Raw genomic sequence first — 17457 nt, forward strand, 5'->3', positions numbered from 1 at the left:
AAATTACAAACAAAAACGGGCCTGATAGAACATCAGAACCCGTTTTATTCAAATTACGCTCTCTGCACAAAGATATCAAAAAGTTGACTTTAAAATCAAGCTTTTGATATACCTTTACCCCATGACATTACAAGAAGTTGCTGAGTTAGAAGATTGGTTTAAAAATGTTGAATTACCGAAACCTCCGGTATTGCTTTTCCCTGGTACAGAGATATCTAATGTACATAGGTTTTTGGAGGTGCAGTTTCTATCATTAAAGAACGATCCCGCCAGTAAGACGAATGTCCCTGTTAATTATCGACTAAAGGCCTTAAAACTGCTGATTGAATCTAATCTTTAGGTTATATTGTTTCAGGCACCTCTGCAATGGCTTCAGGTTTATTGCCGATCTTAATTAATTCCCGATCCACACGATATGCAGCCATGTTTGTATCGTCGCAAGGCTCCATTAAATGTTTTATTTCTTCCTGGCTGGTAGTTGGATTGAGCCAAGCATTAATTTGTTCGTTAGAGATAATAACCGGCTGCCTCAATTTTACGTTGTGGATACTGGCCATCAGTTCATTGGCCGGAGCAGTAACAATTGAAAATGATTTATGCCAGATGCCTGTTCCAGGGTCTTTGAATAATCCATAAATACAGGCCAGGTTAAAATATGGGTGTTCTTTTGGGTGGATGAAGTACGGTAACTTATCCTTATCGACTTCTTTGTACTCGAAAAATCCATTAACAGGCACAATACACCTTTTGGTTAATATTGACTTCTTAAACGAAGGCTTTTCAAATATTGTTTCTGATTTGGCATTAAGCGTGTTGTTGCTCTGCTTAACTGCATCTTCAAGAGATTTGCCCCAGCTCGGCAGCAAACCCCATTGCATCCTTTCGGCTTGTCTTGCCCCCTCATTTGCAGCAATGGTAACCAGGTTAGGGTGTGCAAATCCATTCGCATGATAATAGATTTGATCATTTAGATCAGCTTCATCGATAAGTTGTGCAGAATAATAATCCGCGTATTCGTAAGCTTTTGATGTTTGGGTCGCTCTGTAACACATACACTAATTTATATAAATTTCTTCAACTTCTGAATTACCTGCCTGGCTTAAGTTAATGACCATTGTTTTATCGAATAACACAATTTCGTTAATCTGGTCCCGGATTGTATCGGCAAATTCCTGCAGGTCTAAATCAGGGTGAGCAATTAATTTTAAGTTTTGGTCATCTATCCATGCCCACCCAATCAAACTATCACTAAATAATTTTTTTAGTGCATAAGGAAGATTACCCATTGCGTCTTCCTCTTTTAGTGCCATAGATAAGTCTGGTAATTCTTCAAGCAATAAAGGATCTGTTGTTTGCCAGCCATAAGGCGAAGTAGAATCCTCAACCATAGAACCTAAATATTTATCTCCTATAGTGACATTTAAAACTTCATCGTCCTGATCGATGGTAACTACCATTGGCAACCCTACCTTTGTTGGGATATAAGTGAATGTTGATGTATGCATAATTTGGGATGTTTATTTTTGAATATTAACATTTTTACTTGGCTTTAGTTTAAGATCGTAATATTCCCACATTTTTTTAGTGTGTTCTTGAATAAATTTTGATGACCTAACTATCATTTCGTTGGCCATTTCCAAGCCTTGCCGAGGGTCCATTAAAATAAGTTGCGGTGCATCTGCTTTATTCCTATGGACTTTTATTTCTTCATTTGAAAAGGCAAATTCTTCCGGAGTATACCATTTCTTAGTGGTCTTGCTATAAATCCACTGATTATTTGCTTTTGCTTTTAATGCCAGGTTTGCACGAAAATCTCGGCCTACGTCTGGCGCTGGTCCCCACGAACTCATTCCCAATCTGGATTTTTAACATTTAACCTTTTTTTATAGGACATTCCTCGTCCACGAATAATGATACAAAAAACATATCCTTGATATCCTGTATGCTTTAGAAAGTTACCAAGGTTATATTTTAAAATTTGGTCGATCATTCGAGGGGCAACTTCATCTATTTTGCCTTTGAAATACCGATCTGTATACAATTCATTGAAACCAACTAAGTCAATAACTATGTCAGTTCCCTGTACTTCCACAAGTTTTTCAAGGCTTATTATCCATGGCCGCATGAAGTTATTCAGCCAAAACCAACTTTGTATCTGCCGTTCGAGAGCGGGTTTATATATTGCAAAATTCGTTTCCATAATAATTACACCACAAAGTTTGCTAATATTTTTAGTAAATGCAAATGGTAAATTATATTTTATATTTGTATATGAATCAATTACCGCTCGGAACGATACTTAAAACACAAAAACGTTTTTTTGAAATAGTCCATCTTTACGATCATGGCGGCTACAAAATAAGCGCAATGGATGATAATGATCCTTACGAAATGCCGATTGATGAAAGGGTGATACATCAAGGTTTAGAAGATGGTACCTGGGAGATATTCAAAGAAAAAGCCTCTCATTACTGAAAGGCTTTAATAGTTTTCGAATTTGGAGTAATTAAACTGCTAACTTAACTACATTCCAATAAGCTGTTTTGATAGTAGTCGATGCCTGATCAAACGGAAGGCCTGTAACTTCCTCAGTAAACCTGGTTGCTAAAGACTGCTTATCTACTTTGGTGAGTTCAGAAGCGGGTTTTGCGATTAGGTTAAGTTCTGTCAGGATGTTGTCTAATACCTTTCTAGTCCAAGCCACAGCCTTATCGTCCATATCACCTGGAATGGCAAATGTGATTAAATCAACGCCAGGACTATCTGCATATGATTTAACACGCTCTATGATCTGAACGATATTAATTAAATCCGGTTTTAATTCCTCTGCAATGTTGTTCCAAAGCTTTTTAAGCCATGTTTCATAATTGTTCATGAATAATGCGGCAATAGTCGCGAACACGCGCCCCAGCCATGTTTTCTTTTCTTGTGACATATTAATTTATTTAAGTTATTTACGTGCGTTATCTTGTATATTTTGGAATAACCCAGCTAACCTGTCAGTTGTTCCGCCAATAAATACAGCCGAAAGAACTGTTACCTCTGAACCCACAAACTCGGTCCCGAATCTAAAAGCTAAAAAGGCTAATAGTATCCCAACCACAATACGCAATAGATTATCCTGGAATAAAAAGCGCAATGAAAAGTTATAAGGCGTGTTTTCACTTAGCTTATCTCGCTTCTGAGATTTGATATACAGTGAAATGATTGCCCCTATCAATGCAAAAACAAAGTAGGCGGCGTAAGTAGGTAAATCCGTGTTACCTAAAATTAATGATTGAAATTTGTCCATATTATTTTAAAAATAAATTTGCTTCTCTTTTCCGTCTGGCCACTAAGCCAGGCAACACAACTTTTTTGCAGTTAACAGTACCTTTGCACCATACCCCGAACCAGTATTCAATCGTGGCCCGGTCTTTAATGCCGTAATTTATCTTCTTGAATAAAGTTGAATCTGTACCACCTGGCCCTACGTTGTAAATGAAGGAAGCTAATGCATCGAACTGATTTTGATTTACAGCTACTTTAAGCCCTTTATTTACCGCTGGCAGGTATCTTGTTGAAAGTTTATGAATGAGTAGCTCAGTAGCGCGTTTTTCTGTTATTGGCGCATCCTTTAAGGTTACATCCTTGCCATTTTCATATACAGTGGAACCATACCCAATGGTAGGCACTCCAACGCTATCTAAGTATGGCTTACTTCTGAATTGTTCCTCATTCTTAATGAAGGCAATTCCGTTTGCTGAAATATTCATTTTACTGATTCTCCTTTTCTATTTTGGTTATCCTGAGTGAAAGTTTAATTTCAAGGGCTTTAATTTGCCCCCTTAACTCCCTTTCAGTCTCTTGATGACCATTGATAATTTTTAAATATTCTACCTCACGTTCCTGTGAAGCTTTGATCTGTTCGCCCTGGAACTTTACCGTTTCACGAACTTCATCCAGCAGCTTGCCATAAGTATCTGCAATGATGTTATCTGTATTTGCATGAATGTTCCCGGCTTCGGCTTTTGTTTTACCGCGCGTCGCAATCAGGGTAAATAATACCCCTATGCTTCCACCACCAAAAATTCCAAGAAATACCTGCGCTGTTTCTGACATAACCATATTAAGAGCGGTTTTGAATTATTTGATTGTGTAAGTGAACTGAAACCTATAATTATTACTGCCGGTATCGTTCGTTACGGTTTCTAAAACAACGGTGCTATCCGCTGTTTTGTAGTAAAGATCAACACGCCTGAAAGTGCTGGTAGTTGTTGAACTTCCCATACCAGTTGCATCTTCGGTAGCAGTCATCGAGCTGGATATCGGTAATGATATACCTACCTGCATAGTACCGGCTGATGTTGATGTGGCAGCGAATCTACCGGTAACCGTAACCTCGTTGCCAACCCTCATATAATGCGCTACTAATGGCGTTGTAGATGTTACGTTAAAAGTATTTGATAGCGTTGGTGTATAAGTTCCGCTTGCTGTTGTACTTATTTCGTCCGTAAAAGCTAACGACCCTGATCTATCGCGTATTAATACATTTCTTGTAGCTGTAGGGGTCTCAAAATTGAGGTTCATAATTTGCCCGTTAACTGCTTGTATTCTTTGCGAATCAGGGTCAATAGTTATTGTTTTGGTAGCTGTTGATTGGAACACGCCTTGTCCACTATTATTAAGCGTAACATTTGAAGCGCCGCCAGAAGTAGCTATAATAGAATTACCTTTAAAAAATCCGCTTGCTATTACGTTGCCACTAACATCTAGTTTTTCTACTGGCGGTGCTCCCAATCCAATCTTTACATTACCCGGAAATACAGGATTTAAAGTGCCTGTTGGTACATTCATTACTGTTGCACCACTGCCGTTAGCTAAAATGAAGTCGTTTGTTGATCCTGTTTTAGCAACTAGAATAGTTCCATCTGAATTATCATTAAATATTTGGCTTTCTCCGGATGTATAAGCACCATAACCCCATGTAAGTTTTCCGTTTATTTTAGCGTTTGTTGTGCCTGTTGGTATGCTTATAACAGCTGTCCCCGCACCATTGGCCAATGTTAGATCGGATGTGGTGCCTATTTTTGGTAAAATAGTGGTGCCTAATGCGGCATTATTAAATATTTGACCAATATTAGACGAGCCAGAACCACTGCCCCAAGAAAGAATCCCACCAAAATTTGCGCCTGTTGTAGTAGTATTGCCCACGCTTGTTACGTCCTGTAAACTTGTGGCTAAAGCTGTTTTAATGGTGGGTTTTGAAAAAGGCATTACTTTTCCAGTAGTGGCATCTAATCCCATCATCCAGGTTACACCTGTTCCTAAGTCCGATGTGTCAAACTCATAATTACCCCAAAGTTTAGCGTTATTATTTAAGTTGCTTCCGTCGTTAAGGTTTAATGCTGTTTTAACAACTGACATTTGAGCATACTTCCACTTGCTCGTAGCGCCATCGTAACCCATTAATCTATCTACCGATGTAGCTTCTACAGCGTCAAACTCCCTGCCACCCCACTTGGTAGCGTCGTTATTTAAAACACTCCCGTCGTTAATATTTAAAGCCGCTTTAGCCTGTGTTTGTGATATTGGAGCATATTTGCCGTTAGAAGCGTCCCTTGCTAATATAGCGTTAATGTTTGTAGGAGCTATACCTTGATACTCCTGGCCATTCCAAAGTACCGAATTACCTACCGTTACGCTTGCGGGTGTAAAACTATGGATTGTAGATGTGCCGTTTGTGCCAATTATTCCAGTTAAGCCGCTTTCTAATGAAGTATTAAAATCATTGTATAAGCCATTCCATTTATCTGCACTTCCTGTAGTATTTGCCCCAATAGTTTGCCCTGTGGCAAGTTTACTTCCAACATAATAGGTTGTAGCAGCTTTATTTGAATTATCCGATACTGGTTGAGTATCGAAAACAGGGGCATTAACTGTGCTGAAAACATTGCCTGAAAGGGTCATGTTTGAGCCTGCAAGATATGATCCGGGGCCAGCGCTTTGCACCAGGTTAACCGGATCTGTTCCGACCGTCGTAACTGAACCGGCCGAAGTCCAAACGGTGTATTGTTGGCTAAGGCCACCACCAACTAGCACAGTTAATTTACTAAGGTTGTCAGCGGTATTTGCATCGGCTGTTCGTGTCCATGATCCGGATGATGAAGTAATATAAACCCCATTTTGTGCCGGATTAGTTTGGTTTTTTACCAGTGCACGTTTTGCATTCCCTGAGCTAACCCCGTCGACCGTTTGGCTGCCAGACAACGTAACATTGCCGGTAGTTGCAAAATCGACCTGTTGCTTCCAGCTTAATCCATTGATCGCGTTTTGCACGTACGCTACCGGAGCTGCTGATAACGCATTTGAAGGCGTGGCCGAGGGAAGTAAAACATCTACAGTGGCGGTTATCGTTGTGCCTCTTACAGTACTGGCACCAGTGGTTCCAATTGTGGTGTTATTGATGGTTCCGTTAACCAAAGTCATCGAATTGGCCGTACCGTTAGTAATATCCGGTGTATTAATTACCGGAGCAGTTAGCGTTTTATTGGTAAGTGTTTGCGTTCCGGTTTTGGTTACATACTCACTCAAATCTATAGCACCTACAGCACGATCAACATAGGCTTTCGGTGCTAGAAATAAACTATCAGCAACACCCCATCCAGTCGAATAATCTCTTTTAAGTCTTATACCTTTAGATAAAGAACTTTTTGCGTTTCCGTAATCATTGTTAATAACAAGCTGACTGGTCACATCATCAAATCCAATCTCACCAGACAATAATTTAGTATCTCCTGATGGTGTTTTCCATCCACCAATCCTCCACGCGCCGCTATTAAACAAATCAACATTTACGCCCTTACCTCCCGACCACTCAGAAGCAAAATTTAAACCACCCCTTCTTGGGAAACCTGGTGTACTAGGATAAAGTGCGATAGTTGGCACCAAATAATCACCGCTTGCATCTTCGCCAATAACTATATTACCGGAATAAATGCCGCCTAGTGAAACATTGTTTAAATTTTTGGCAAGACCGTTGTTAAAAGTTAGACTGTTAGCCTGCACTAATGAATCAACATACTTTTTGGTACCCAATACCCGGAACTTGGCCGATCCGGTACCGCCAATAATTAAACCGGTGGGAGTAATGTAAAGCTGATTACCATAAGGTTTTGAGCCTGTAGGTAAAGTATCATAAGTTTGGGCGAATACGCTAACTCCCATCAAAGCCCAAACGATTATAAATAGTAATCTTTTCATGTTATATAAATGTTATTTCTCCTTCAAATACTGCGTTAATCGTTACTGTATCTATGTTTACTCCTGATTTTGTATAGCTCCAATCTGGGGTGTATGGCCTCCTAACACCCCCATCATTCCATACACCTTTCACGTCGAAAATGTGGTTTCCGAAAATCTGCGCATAAGTTTTAGCCGTTCCAGACACCAACTCTGTTTGCCAGTTTATAGTTAGGTCAGATGTTACGGGTATCGCCGGCTTTATACCGCTGGATATGGGTACCATTTCCGTCCCATTATGATAATGGGGTGTTCCCGACTTCATCCCCAAACAGCCTGGCCGCTGATCATCCTCATTATCTGAAGTGATAACAGGCATTTCGAAGATATTGGCAGCTTTTATATCATCATCCTGAATAGTTCTGTTGCTTTCCGGGGTTCTTACATATATTTCCTTTGCCATATCCTACACCCCCACGTATTTTATCCAGTTCCCTACAAAGTAAGGGTTCATAATGCTATAAGGCTTAGCCACCTTTTCACTTGCGCCGCTTGGTAAATAACCACCTGTCTTCTCAGTCCAGTTGTATTTCTTATCACCGGTAACATTATCCAAAGGCGCACCAGAACCACCGCTTTTATAGTTGTTACCCACACCTGGATTGCCAGCAGCAGTATGATTGTGAGGCGGCATTTCTTCCTCGGTATTTGTATGTGTTTTAGAGCCTAACTTTTGACCAATGGTTGCAAAATCAGGATCAGATGAATTCTGTGCCATTGGGAAATAACCAGCCATAGCAGTATCGATAATCCAACCTGGAGGTGGAGCATCTTCGGATGGCCACCATACTCTACCTCCAGCTGCTCCAGTCACCGTTGGAACAAATGGCGCTATCATTCTTTTTAACTCATCAATCTGTTCCTGCAACAGCGCGGTACTACCACCACTTCCTGATGATGATGGTACACCTGTTGGATATAACACCACAAACTCTCCAGCCAAAAGGCTAAAATCTTTTATGGTAACTTTGCCATCAACCGAGTTATAGCTTATTTCTGCATCGCGGAATGCGGCATTATTTAACTGTGTTGTCGTAACCGGATAATCAGTTTTACCCACCAATCTCAGATCGGAAATCTCGGTATTAAAAACACCTGGCGAAACCGTTACGATTACAACCTCTGGATCACCCAATCTTACTTTGAAAGGACTGGCCAAGATGGTACCTGAACCACCTCCCCCGCCTCCAGAGCCAAATGGTAATTCGGAAATATTGCACCGGCGAAGCAATGACAGCTCGGAATCCCAAATCCAAATCATATCATCCCCGATTGCATTTCTACCGAGTGGCGGCGTATTGGGTAGGTTTAATGTTATATGTGGTACTTCTCCTGGCATCTTATGTATTAATTAATTTGATCAATGATTTGTCTTTTACAGAATCAGCGAGCGATAAAGTGTAGAGTGTTGGGTATTGCCAATTACGAGTGTAACCTATCACCCTTATTTGCCTATTTATATTAAGCCTGGTGTCTTGTACGCTGACCATAGTGCCCAGCGATACGGTAAATCCTGTTCGTGCAAAATATCTGGGATTGCAAACCACTGATAGCTGTGTTGGAACTTCTCCGGAAAAAGAATCTAAATAGGCCTGAACCTTTTGCCTTAATTCAGCCTCAGCATTGATGATGTATACATTTGGCATTAATATGCCAGTAATTACATACGTATCGCCAACAGCAGGCTTAAGCAGTTCACTTGGAATATCCAGTGTTTGATCACTGGTATTCTTATTTATAGTGAAGGTTTTGGCAGCATTATTATAAGAGGCCAACGTGAAAGCATTACCCGACAATTGCCCTGATGTAAATTCGATTTTCGCATCAACGTTCGGTATCCTACAGATATTGACATTAAAATCCATTCCAGAATCGGAAAATACCAAAGGACTGGCCACACTGGTAACCGTACCATTTCTACGTGGATAAACATCTTCGAAGATTTTTGTTACCTCGATGATATCGTACTTTCCTGTACCTTGATCAAGCCCTGAGTTTTTCTCCAGATAAAGGCTGTCAGCCATACGCAAACGCCTGGCACCATTCCTGTAATTACTCCCAATATTCCTGTCACTGCCATATCCATAAACCCTGGTAATCGGGTTTGCATTTGTTTGCGGTGCTTGGCTGAGTTGATATAGCCCCTCCTCCTTACCATACTTAAGCACAATGCCACTGCCTAATGTTCGCTTATACAAGTTTACCCGGTTGCCCACAACGTGCCATTCAGTCTCAAACTGCTCGGCAATGATGTTCAATGCATCAAGGCAGTTGGTGCTATCCAATGTGATTGTTTTAGTATCGCCATCCACAACCGACCCGACTACATAGCCATAATTTGGATAAATCCTTTTCAGGTTATCAACCAGCAGCGTAAGAAAAATCTCTGCGGTACCAGTTATTGAAAACTGGCTTTCAGTAAACCGACCCAGGGTATCAAGAAATAAAAAGGCCACCTTTCCTATTTGCTGAACATCGCTTTCAAAAGTTAGCTTATACTCATAATCGCGTTCGGCATTTTTGGTAATCGGATTGGGTGGAGTATTTAGTCTGAACTTTCGGCCATTTACCTTAACATAATCACCGTATTCAAAGAAAATCGGTGTAGGCACCGAAATAGCCATTTGGAAAACATCTTGTCCCATGATCTCGCAAGCCTCTCCGCTGGTTTGATCTGGATGAACCACCGCCCTGAGCGCACCACTATATTTATATATAGATAACTGCCTCCCCATTACGCAACCAGAAATATGCCGTCCTGATCGACAAGGTAAACTTTCTGAATATTGGTGAAAGGGTCAGTTTCTTCAAAAAGAAGATCGAACTTGATAATCATGCGATCTTCTTCATGAGTAACTTTATTTGCACCCTGCTGGTCAACGTAAAAAACCGTATAGGTCTTATCAATAGAATCGAGATACAATTCATGTACACCCTGTCCTGACAATTCAGTAAATAACCCATTGTATAGCTGCCAAAAATTTTCATTTCTTTGCTGCTCTGAATCACCATAGGCGGTAAGTACGCATTTCAAAGTGAACTGCCTGGATTCGAAAGTTGGATTGGTGAGATCAATATCTTTACCATTGACCTCAGGCCAACTGTGCTCCTGACTGGCTTTGCGCTTAGGAAAAGACAAAAAATCATTTATCCCGTCCTGCTCGACAAAAACGCCAAAAACCGACTGTAAATCTTTATTATTTAACTTGCTCGCCATCCCTAATACCCAAATTTTCCACCTGCCCTTAGCTGTGCAGCTAAACTGTCTTTTGTGTTATCAGCAATACTGCGGAGTAACGGCAGCGCGCTTTCGCCTGCATCGGCCCCTCTCCTGGTATTTGCTTCTATCTTTTGCTGTAAAGCAAAGTTATTGGATGCAATCAGGTATAAATCGCCAAGCGTTTTACCTTGCGCTGTTAATAAAACATTTGTCTGCAATTGCACTAACCGCATTCCGTTAAACGCCCCCTCCACTTTGTTTGCTGTTGTTTCAGTTACAGCATCGGTTATCCTGGTTGATTGGGCGGTTGAAGTACCAGTGCCGGTTGTTAAATCTATCCCTGTAGCTTTGCTCAATGCTTCCAAATCCTTTTTGGCTTTTTCACTGGCTGATAAGTATGCCTTGCGCAAAGTTTCAATTTCTTCGCTGGTGAGGCCGCCATCGCTAAGTGTAGCAAACTGCGAATAGAATGCCTGTAGCTGCTTCCTAATTAACTCACCTTTAAAACCATTCAGGATCGATTTCTGCATGATCTCCTCAAACGTCTTTCCAAAATCCTGAACCCCATCGGTAAGCGTGCTAATAAAATCGTCCGCAATCTGGTCCAGAGTTGTGCCTGTGGTTTCAGCCCGAAGATTATTCAAAAGCTGCTCAGCAGTATCCCTGGCTTTAATCAGGTTGGTAACAATTGTCGCTGTGTTGGCATCAAGTTTCTGATCATCCAATAGCTTTTGAAGGGCGTTTATATCAGATGGTAGTAACGAAGATGCTCTTTTTGCTTTTTCAACCAATCCGTTAAATGTGGGATCAATCTTTTCTCCATTATTTAGTTTCGTTAGAAATTCATCTAGCTGCGCATCACCGGTTAACGAATATCGTCTTGTAAGCTGCTGCGCATAAGCTGCCTGATTGTCCTGCGCCTGTTTAATCGCTGCTGAGTAATCCCTGATACGATCGGTACCGTACACATTATCAAGCAGCGCCACCTGCCTTTCGAGGGCTTTATTGAGCGCTTCGGTTTGTTTGTTCTGAAGGTCACGAGCGTAAGAAGCCTGCGCCTCCCTTTGCTCAGAGCGGGTAAAAAATGACACCACGCTTTGGAAAATAGACAATCCAGCGCCAAAAATTCCGAGGCCAGCCGTAAGTTGACCGGTGATACTGTTAGTTTTTTGAGCTGCTTGTAGATCTTTAAACCCTTTCTTAATATTCCCAACCTGGCCAAGCACATTTCCCAAGGTCCCAAGCACCTTTCCAAATGCAGAATCTATACCTCCAACTGCTGAGGCAACCTCGTCAACCTGCCTAGCCAGGTCAATGAGTGCCTGACCACTACCTTCACGTATTGTATTTTCAACTTCGTCAAAGTATTTTTTTACCTTGGTAATTTCAGCAGGATCGACAATTGCCCCAGATTTTATATCCTTGGCCAATTGTGCGCGGCCAGCCTGCAAAACAGCCAAAGCTTGCTTTTTAGACAGAACCTCTATCCCCTCAAACATTTTCTCGTAACTCTCCAATTTTTTAGCGTTGGCATCGTCGAGTTCTTTTAAGTCGCGTTCGTATCGTTTGGTACGTTCAGATTGGGCACCAGCATTCCCATCCAATGACGCAAAATCAGCGTTGTATTTTTCGATGAGTACTTTGCGTTTGTCGGCATAGGTCATGAATTCTTTCAGCAGGATATCGGTTCGTTTTTGTTCTTCCTGCTGGGCTACTTTGGTCGCTTCTTCGAGAACCTTTTGCTGTTTAGCAACATAGGTACCACCTCCAGCATCGCCTCCTTTTGCTTTATCATCACCCACTAATGCGGCCTGACGTGATTTAAGGTTTTCAAGATAGGTTTGATCTACATTAATCAGCGAAGCATAACGCTCTTTGGCTTTGGCTACCCCAAAATTGTTTTTGTACTGTTCAAAATCTTCGTAAAGCTTTTTCTGCTCATCAATGGTGGTTTTTAGCTTCACCGAAGCCTGTTTATCACGTAAAGCATCTTCTTCGTCAGATTGGGCACGCAATAACCCGCTTGAATCCACACGAAGACCTTTTGCCTTGTTCCTCGAATCATTGTTAAATGCAATTGCTTTTTCACGTAGCTTTTTATATTTCGCATCTACTTCGGCAAGCTCCCTGGCATCATCATCCTGGCGTTTATCGCTACCTTTTTTGGTTAGCGCATCAATCTCAGCTTGTAAAGCACGCTGCGCTTTTAATGCGTTTTCTAGCTTACGAGCTTCGGAAGCTTGTGTTTTAGTATCAATTACAGTTTCCGCAGGGGCTTCTTTCGCTTTAGGATATAATTTTTCCCTGACATTAAGTAGCTCCTGAACGACAGCTTTCTGCCTGCCATAATTTGCAGTAGTTTGATTTAAAATCTGTCTTTCCTGGTTAGAAATAATACCATTAAAATCACTTCTATTGTTAAGTAGCTTGTTTCGTTCACGTTCCAAATTATTAAGCTTAGCAGATTGGGCTGTGATTGTGTTGTTTAGTTCCTTTTCCCCGTTCGCTCTTTCAGACAGCGTTCTTGCAAATGCGCGTCCCTGATCGTTTAATCCTTCAACGTAACCCTTCTGGGCAGCATTTTTTTGTTCTTGAAGGATTTTCTTTACCTCGTCAGTCAAAACGCCAGTGTTTTTGTAGTCATTTAGTGCGACATTTCTTTCAGTTCTACTGTCGTTTTCAGAAACCCTGTGAAACAAATCGTCTACAGCTTTAAGGGCATAATTTGCCCCATCTACAATGGATTTAAAAAACTTGGAAATTGACCCAGATGTTGTTATTTTAACAACAGTTTTGTCTAGTTTATTTAAACTCCCAGCCAGGTTATCGTTTTTAATAGCGAATTGCTCTGCCGATAAAGTAGCCTGGTTAAAATCTTGGGTTGCCTGCGCAATGTGGCCGTTTAGTGATTCTTGTCCATTCGCCAATGCTGCCACGGTCTGAGATACGCCGGCACCAGTTAACTTGAGCGATTTAAGAATATCATTGAAAGAACTGGTTGTTGTTCCCCCTTTAGCTAGGCCTGCGAAGAATAAATCCAGTGCCGCTTTAGCATCGGTGTTGATGATATTGGTGAAGGCCTTTAAAGTTAAGTTAGCGTCTGCTAACTGTGCCACTGCGAAGAATTTCGATCGGTTAACGGTAAGTGATGATAGTAATCGTTTGAATGAAGATCCGGCAACCTCGGCACTTACACCGTTTTCTTGCAGTACTGCACCATAAGATAGGATGACAGGCAATGATAAACCAGCCTGTTTGGCTAAACCTCCTACACGCTCACCAAAATCAGAAAGAAAATCGCCTGTTGCAAGACCCGATTGTCCCAACCCTAATATTGCCGAACCAATTTGGTTAAATGATTTTTCTACATCGCCTGCGTTTGCCTTTGTAATTCCGAAAACATTATCCAGGACACCTAATGACTTAGCGATGCCCTCTGGCCCACCCTCCAATTCTCCAGATAATGATACTGCTAATTGATCAACGGCTATAGTAAAACCTGCTAACTGATCTTTTGCTATACCGAGCTGGCCCCCGATGATAGCAATATCTAACAGGCCCTTAAGGGAAGTCCTGGTATCAATCTTTTTCAGTTGTTCAGCGAGATTGTCTGCCTCTTCAGCGGTTAAACCTGCCGTACGGCGAACATCTGAAAGGCTATCAGAAAGTTCAGCATTGCTTTGTAGTACCTGTTTTATTCCTGATAAAATGGCTTGGGTGCTAAAATATCCAGTTACCAAGCTTTTCAAACCATCCAAGGCAGACTTATAATTACCAACGTTACGGGTATGGATACCCATCGTTTCATCGAAGGCTTTTAACCTGGTGTTCAGCTCGTTATACTCACGTATTTTAGCCTTTAGCTCTGGTGTCATCCGGGTGAATCCACCGGTTGTATTGCGAATCTCAGCGCCAAGGGCTTTTAACTTTTCGGTTGCCTCCTTATATGAGCCAGCGGTTGCCTTCTGAGCTTCCTTTGCTGCTTTAGTTGCTTTGGTTAATTCCTGTTGCGCTAAACGGTTTTCCGCGATTTTTCTGGTTAGTTCTGCGGTGGCCGCACCAGATTGTAGTTTGGTATTTTTAAGTTCCTGTTCTTCCTTCTTTAAGGCAGCAACCTCTAATCTGGCCTTACGTAATTGATTTTGAAACTCAACCTGAGACTGGTTAAAAATCTTTTGGCTTTGGTTAACCGTATTAATCCCCAGATCGGCCAGTACGCGTTTTAACTCCTGCGCATTCTTTTTCGCTTCTGTAATACTAAGGGTAGCCGTAAAATTCAGCCCCCTATTCCCACTCACATCTATCCCCATACGCAAAAATACCCTGTACTATTGGGGTGATTTGGGGATGGTGGTTATCAAAAGGTGGTGGTAAAACAAAAACGATAATCACATGTTTATCAAATAAATAAATGAGCTAAATTCGATTTTTCGCAATTGTCATTTTATTTTATTTAACAGTTTTTATTTATTTTTTAATTATTTTTAAACTAGATTTGTCGAACCAATCAATGAGTAAGTTTACCCACATAGCGAAATTCTATTCCATTCCATGCTATTTCAATGAGCAAACGATGGATGTTAAAGGCACGAACTTTTTCTACGATAAATTAATTGATATCAGAATTTTTATAGAAGATATTTTCCCATCGGAAGACGGGTATAAGATTGAGGTTGTAAAACCTATCTAAAATATTATCATCCAAAAGGTGTTGTATTTCAAAAGAAAAGGCCAGCACTGACCAAGCGCCGACCCTTCTTTCAAATTAAACTGCGACATTTAATTTGGCTTACAAAGCCACCTCGAAACGGAATACTCCGCCTTTTGGATGATAAATACGCTTACCTTTACGGGTAATGTATCTAGTATAAATCACTCTATAAGATTTTCCATCTCGTACAATAATTTCTTCTTGCATTTTTCGCGTCCTCCTTTCTAGCAACTTAGATTTTGGACAAGTTGCTTTTAAAACCCTTCTCGATTTGGTCGAATTGTTCTGTATAATCGAGTAACCAGAACAAAAATCCTTCTGCTCCTTGTCGTTTCATGATTTTGTTTATTTGTATTTGATTAGTTGACGCGAATCAGTCTAAAACCTTGTAACAAAATGAAAACCAAATATAAATATTTACTTAAACAATTTAATAACCTGTGGTTTAATGTGGAAAACTTGCATCATAACAAATACAAAGAATCAAAAAGCGTTGACTTTGCAAAATAAAAAGTATAAAATAGTTTACCTTTTATTTGCAAAAAAGTAAACTATTGTTTACCTTTATCGTATGATAATTAAAGGAAATGAAATGGAGCGAACTTAAACGAAAATTGAAAAAAGAGGGGTTCGAGTTCTTAAGAGAAGCGAAAGGTAGCCACGAGGTTTGGCACCACCCACAAAGGCCAAACAGTGAAATGATTCTCACTAGCCATAATTCGAAAGAAGTCGGCACAGGTCTAGCAAACAAGCTACTAAAGCAAGCAGGGTTGAAATAACCCTGCTTTACAAAACATATACTGCGATAAGCAGCGTGGTCTCGTACGTCAACGGGTTCGCCCTCACAGCAGGGGGTAAGATCAAATACAGGACAGAAAATGTCGAAAATTGAATTTATTGTAGAAAAAACCGATACTGGTTTTTCTGCCTATGCATCGGATGATTCCCTTCCAATCGGGACTTCAGGAGACGATGTAAACGAATTAAAAACCAATATTGTTGATGCATACAACTCGTATGCAGAAATTAAGGATCTCGATCAGATCACTATCGATGATGTAATAATCACATTAGATGTAAAGCAATTCTTTGAGTATTACAAAATCATCAATGCCAGTGCCCTGGGCGAGAAAATCGGAATGGGTAAAACCTTAATCTCACAATATGTCAATGGCCATAAAAAACCCGGACCAAAACAGGTCGATCGTATACTGTCCGGTGTCAGACAATTAGGCCAGGAACTATCAACACTTAATTTAACCATTTCTTAATTATCATACCGAAAGCCCCTTACAATTGTGAGGGGCTTTTTTATTAGAATATATCGTCGGAATCCTTAACCTCTAATTTTTCCTTTGGCTTGTCATCTTCCTCAGATTGAATTGCGCCAAGGTAAAGCATATAATTTTTCCAGCTGGTTTCCCAAAGTAAGCTATTTGCAGTATATGCACCTTTGAAGTACCGCAAGGCGCTACCTATTCCTGTATGTGGGAGGCTATCAACTCGCTCCCGTCGATCGGACTTACGTTTGGCTTCAGAATCTTCACCGTCCCTTTCGCCAAGGCAATAGAATTCAAAAAAGACTGCATGCCAAGGTTTTCCAGTATCGGCAGCAAGGCCTCATATAAATCTTCTGCTTCGAAATTATCTTCAATAAACTCGATTAACTCAGGATCAGGTTCTCGCTTCGTATTTTGAATTCCTGCAGCTACAATATATACCAAGTCTGAAAGGTGCTCGTTTATAATCGGCAGCAATGATGCGGCCATCGAGCTTTCTAAAATCTCATCAGGCAACTTCACTGCCCGCCCAGCTATCCTATACATATTCCCAACCAAGCAAGGATTAATTTTAAATTCTCGCACTGTTTCTGGCTGCACGATCGGCCTGCGCAAAACCTTATCAATTAACGTACGCTTAGTCGCTGGCAATGGCTCTTTTATAGGCACTTTTAACGTATACACCGACTTCTCAATTAGCGTATCCGCTATATTTTGTAGTATTTCTTTTTCTTCCATTTCATTTGGCATAAAAAATCCCCCTACACATTGCAAGGGGATTTCCTTTATTTTTCAACTGTTTCCTTTTCCTGGTCTTTAGGCTTAGATGTTTCTTCAAGGAGTCCAGTACCATTTTTACCATGCCGCTTGGCGAACTCATCCGATACTTCCGCCACCTCTCCGGACTTGTGATTTTTGCCTGTGGCCTCCACAAGCAAATCACTCTTAAACTTCACCCACCTCAT

21 protein-coding genes are annotated in these 17457 nt (G+C 40.8%); 5 read left to right on the top strand and 16 right to left on the bottom strand.

The genetic code is table 11. The features are described from left to right. Nucleotides 1–121 precede the first annotated feature (121 nt). Nucleotides 122–340: a DUF6965 family protein gene (locus DBR40_RS05105; RefSeq protein ID WP_124558677.1), complete on the top strand. Its 219-nt coding sequence runs from the start codon at nucleotides 122–124 to the stop codon at nucleotides 338–340. 1 nt (nucleotide 341) lies between these two features. Here the strand turns inward: DBR40_RS05105 and DBR40_RS05110 are convergent, their stop codons facing one another. Genes DBR40_RS05110 through DBR40_RS05125 form a run of 4 tightly spaced genes read right to left on the bottom strand, consistent with a single transcriptional unit; the run spans nucleotide 342 to nucleotide 2200 of the window. Further along, nucleotides 342–1052 (bottom strand): SOS response-associated peptidase, encoded by a 711-nt coding sequence (locus DBR40_RS05110; RefSeq protein ID WP_124558678.1) that lies wholly within the window; start codon nucleotides 1050–1052, stop codon nucleotides 342–344. A 3-nt stretch (nucleotides 1053–1055) separates the two neighbouring features. After that, a complete protein-coding gene (locus tag DBR40_RS05115) occupies nucleotides 1056–1505 on the bottom strand; it encodes a hypothetical protein (protein WP_124558679.1) in 450 nt (149 codons plus the stop codon). A gap of 12 nt (nucleotides 1506–1517) precedes the next feature. Beyond that, complete coding sequence (locus DBR40_RS05120) at nucleotides 1518–1850, bottom strand: hypothetical protein (protein ID WP_124558680.1); 333 nt, start codon at nucleotides 1848–1850, stop codon at nucleotides 1518–1520. After that, on the bottom strand, nucleotides 1847–2200 hold the full coding sequence (locus DBR40_RS05125) for a hypothetical protein (RefSeq protein WP_124558681.1): 354 nt from the start codon (nucleotides 2198–2200) through the stop codon (nucleotides 1847–1849). Before DBR40_RS05125 ends, DBR40_RS05120 begins: the two co-directional genes overlap by 4 nt. A 71-nt stretch (nucleotides 2201–2271) precedes the next feature. Between DBR40_RS05125 and DBR40_RS05130 the strand changes: the two genes are divergently transcribed. Beyond that, complete coding sequence (locus DBR40_RS05130) at nucleotides 2272–2475, top strand: hypothetical protein (RefSeq protein WP_124558682.1); 204 nt, start codon at nucleotides 2272–2274, stop codon at nucleotides 2473–2475. Between the two features lie 31 nt (nucleotides 2476–2506). On the opposite strand, the gene DBR40_RS05135 is transcribed toward DBR40_RS05130, so the two are convergent. Genes DBR40_RS05135 through DBR40_RS05180 form a run of 10 tightly spaced genes read right to left on the bottom strand, consistent with a single transcriptional unit; the run spans nucleotide 2507 to nucleotide 14811 of the window. Beyond that, nucleotides 2507–2935, bottom strand: coding sequence for a hypothetical protein (locus DBR40_RS05135; RefSeq protein WP_124558683.1), 429 nt, complete (start codon nucleotides 2933–2935; stop codon nucleotides 2507–2509). Nucleotides 2936–2950: 15 nt separating this feature from the next. Beyond that, nucleotides 2951–3292 (bottom strand): hypothetical protein, encoded by a 342-nt coding sequence (locus tag DBR40_RS05140; RefSeq protein ID WP_124558684.1) that lies wholly within the window; start codon nucleotides 3290–3292, stop codon nucleotides 2951–2953. Between the two features lies 1 nt (nucleotide 3293). Beyond that, on the bottom strand, nucleotides 3294–3755 hold the full coding sequence (locus DBR40_RS05145; RefSeq protein WP_124558685.1) for a lysozyme: 462 nt from the start codon (nucleotides 3753–3755) through the stop codon (nucleotides 3294–3296). A 1-nt stretch (nucleotide 3756) separates the two neighbouring features. Then, on the bottom strand, nucleotides 3757–4101 hold the full coding sequence (locus DBR40_RS05150; RefSeq protein WP_124558686.1) for a hypothetical protein: 345 nt from the start codon (nucleotides 4099–4101) through the stop codon (nucleotides 3757–3759). A 24-nt stretch (nucleotides 4102–4125) separates the two neighbouring features. Then, nucleotides 4126–7242 (bottom strand): beta strand repeat-containing protein, encoded by a 3117-nt coding sequence (locus DBR40_RS05155; RefSeq protein WP_124558687.1) that lies wholly within the window; start codon nucleotides 7240–7242, stop codon nucleotides 4126–4128. Nucleotide 7243: 1 nt separating this feature from the next. Beyond that, nucleotides 7244–7684, bottom strand: a complete 441-nt coding sequence (locus DBR40_RS05160) for a hypothetical protein (protein ID WP_124558688.1) — start codon at nucleotides 7682–7684, stop codon at nucleotides 7244–7246. A 3-nt stretch (nucleotides 7685–7687) separates the two neighbouring features. Then, the gene (locus DBR40_RS05165) at nucleotides 7688–8620 is read right to left on the bottom strand and encodes a hypothetical protein (protein ID WP_124558689.1); all 933 of its coding nucleotides are present in this window, start codon (nucleotides 8618–8620) and stop codon (nucleotides 7688–7690) included. 1 nt (nucleotide 8621) lies between these two features. Beyond that, nucleotides 8622–10016, bottom strand: coding sequence for a phage tail protein (locus DBR40_RS05170; protein WP_124558690.1), 1395 nt, complete (start codon nucleotides 10014–10016; stop codon nucleotides 8622–8624). Continuing rightward, nucleotides 10016–10498 carry a hypothetical protein gene (locus DBR40_RS05175; RefSeq protein WP_124558691.1) on the bottom strand — a complete coding sequence of 161 codons (483 nt, stop codon included), beginning with the start codon at nucleotides 10496–10498 and terminating at the stop codon, nucleotides 10016–10018. Before DBR40_RS05175 ends, DBR40_RS05170 begins: the two co-directional genes overlap by 1 nt. A 2-nt stretch (nucleotides 10499–10500) precedes the next feature. Then, nucleotides 10501–14811, bottom strand: a complete 4311-nt coding sequence (locus DBR40_RS05180) for a phage tail tape measure protein (RefSeq protein WP_233603810.1) — start codon at nucleotides 14809–14811, stop codon at nucleotides 10501–10503. Between the two features lie 200 nt (nucleotides 14812–15011). Between DBR40_RS05180 and DBR40_RS05185 the strand changes: the two genes are divergently transcribed. The 3 genes from DBR40_RS05185 to DBR40_RS05195 all read left to right on the top strand — a co-directional run bounded on the left by DBR40_RS05185 (nucleotide 15012) and on the right by DBR40_RS05195 (nucleotide 16483). Further along, the gene (locus DBR40_RS05185; RefSeq protein ID WP_124558693.1) at nucleotides 15012–15191 is read left to right on the top strand and encodes a hypothetical protein; all 180 of its coding nucleotides are present in this window, start codon (nucleotides 15012–15014) and stop codon (nucleotides 15189–15191) included. 608 nt (nucleotides 15192–15799) lie between these two features. After that, nucleotides 15800–15991: a type II toxin-antitoxin system HicA family toxin gene (locus DBR40_RS27245; protein ID WP_124558694.1), complete on the top strand. Its 192-nt coding sequence runs from the start codon at nucleotides 15800–15802 to the stop codon at nucleotides 15989–15991. Between the two features lie 99 nt (nucleotides 15992–16090). Next, nucleotides 16091–16483 carry a helix-turn-helix domain-containing protein gene (locus DBR40_RS05195; protein WP_124558695.1) on the top strand — a complete coding sequence of 131 codons (393 nt, stop codon included), beginning with the start codon at nucleotides 16091–16093 and terminating at the stop codon, nucleotides 16481–16483. A gap of 204 nt (nucleotides 16484–16687) precedes the next feature. Here DBR40_RS05195 and DBR40_RS05200 read toward each other — a convergent pair whose 3' ends face one another. Both DBR40_RS05200 and DBR40_RS05205 read right to left on the bottom strand, forming a co-directional pair. Further along, nucleotides 16688–17230, bottom strand: a complete 543-nt coding sequence (locus DBR40_RS05200; RefSeq protein WP_124558696.1) for a hypothetical protein — start codon at nucleotides 17228–17230, stop codon at nucleotides 16688–16690. 47 nt (nucleotides 17231–17277) lie between these two features. Next, nucleotides 17278–17457 (bottom strand): hypothetical protein, encoded by a 180-nt coding sequence (locus DBR40_RS05205; RefSeq protein ID WP_124558697.1) that lies wholly within the window; start codon nucleotides 17455–17457, stop codon nucleotides 17278–17280.

This window comes from Pedobacter sp. KBW01 (genome assembly GCF_003852395.1).
In the GTDB taxonomy this organism is placed as follows: Bacteria; Bacteroidota; Bacteroidia; order Sphingobacteriales; family Sphingobacteriaceae; genus Pedobacter.